Here is a 1,353-nt window from a genome sequence, read left to right on the forward strand (position 1 = left end):
GACCAGGCGCCGTTCACCGCGGTCTGCCAGGAGTGGTACACGCCGTCGGCTCCGGCGGCGAAGGCCTCCAGCCGACCGTCCGCGGACCGCCCGGACACCACACGGCCGGCGCCGTAGGGGTGCTTGGGTCCGGTGCTGCTCGTACCGGACCACAGCGCGTTGGCCATGATCACCGCGTCGTCCGCCTCGATGGCGTAGAGGCCGCGCAGGTCCTCGCGCGGTCGCTGGACGTGCCAGCAGACCTCGCCGATCGCCTCGTTGTTCCACGAGCCGCCCGGATACATCCGTTCCACCTCGTCGAAGAAGGCGTTGGTGGCGTGGGCCGGGTTCAGCCGCTCCTCACGTGTGCCCCACCAGTCCTGCTGCTGGAACAGCCCGAGGCTGGTGTAGTCGACGGCCTGGGCGTAGTTGTTGACGCTGGACTCCACGATGATCGTGGCGATCGCGATGGCCGCGGCCCTCTGGTTGAGGCCCCGGTCCTTGACCGCCTGCGTGACCATCCGCGCGCAGGACACCTTGTAGGCGTCCATGTACCCGGCCATCTTCGCGTGCAACTGCGGGTTGAGCTGGTCGGCCATGATGCCGTCGGTGGCCGACGGACCGGCCGGATCACACGGCACGGTCGGAATGGCGAAGCCCTGCGGGCCGCTGAAATACCGGGAGACCCCGGAGTGATCCCTGCCCGGAACCGGAACCGGAACGGGCGCGTGTGCGGCTACGGCGACCGAGGCGGTCATCCCGACGGCCAACGCCCAGGTGCCGGCCACGAAGGCCAGTCTGGTGAACACGCGGCGTACATCAGTCATCGCCATTGTCTGCCCTTCTGCCGTGAGGTGAAATGTGCGGAGTTCACGCGATGCCCGGCCCTGCGGAACTGCCCACCCAGCCCCATTCGGACCAGGCGGAGAAACCGGTCTGCCAGCGGTGGAAGACACCGGCGCCGCTCGTCGCGAAGACTTCGATGCGCCCGTCGGCGTTGTGGCCGGCGGTGATCTCCGTGCCGCCACCACCGAAGGTTTCCCAAGTCGAATAGGGGGCGTTCGGATCGGTCTGCCAGATGTGGGCGGCGGTACTGCCGTTGATCGCAAACACCTCGACCCGGCCGTCCACCGAACGGTCCGACGCCAGATCGGAGTTCACCGGACCGCTCATCGCCTCCCAGCCCGACCAGGCGGAAAGGCTGGTCTGCCAGCGGTGGAACACGCCGTTGGTGTTGGAGGCGAAGACCTCCAGCCGTCCATCGGTGTTGTGATTCACGGTGAGGTCGTGTCCGCCGCCGCCGAAGTTCTCCCAGGCCGACCAGCCGCCGTTGGCCCCGGTCTGGTAGAGGTGCTGGAAGGTGGTGTCGGAGAG

Annotated in this window: 1 protein-coding gene and 1 pseudogene; both read right to left on the reverse strand. The window is 68.1% G+C overall.

Features of this window, described 5'->3' with window-relative positions; translation table 11 throughout:
* Nucleotides 1-812, reverse strand: a pseudogene (locus ACZ5NJ_RS37730) (peptidase M23); the annotation flags it as partial.
* 37 nt (nt 813-849) lie between these two features.
* The coding region (locus tag ACZ5NJ_RS37735) for a DUF8189 domain-containing protein (protein ID WP_468771302.1) at nt 850-1,353 on the reverse strand (504 nt) is incomplete at its 5' end.

It is taken from the genome of Streptomyces sp. NPDC032091 (genome assembly GCF_055580265.1).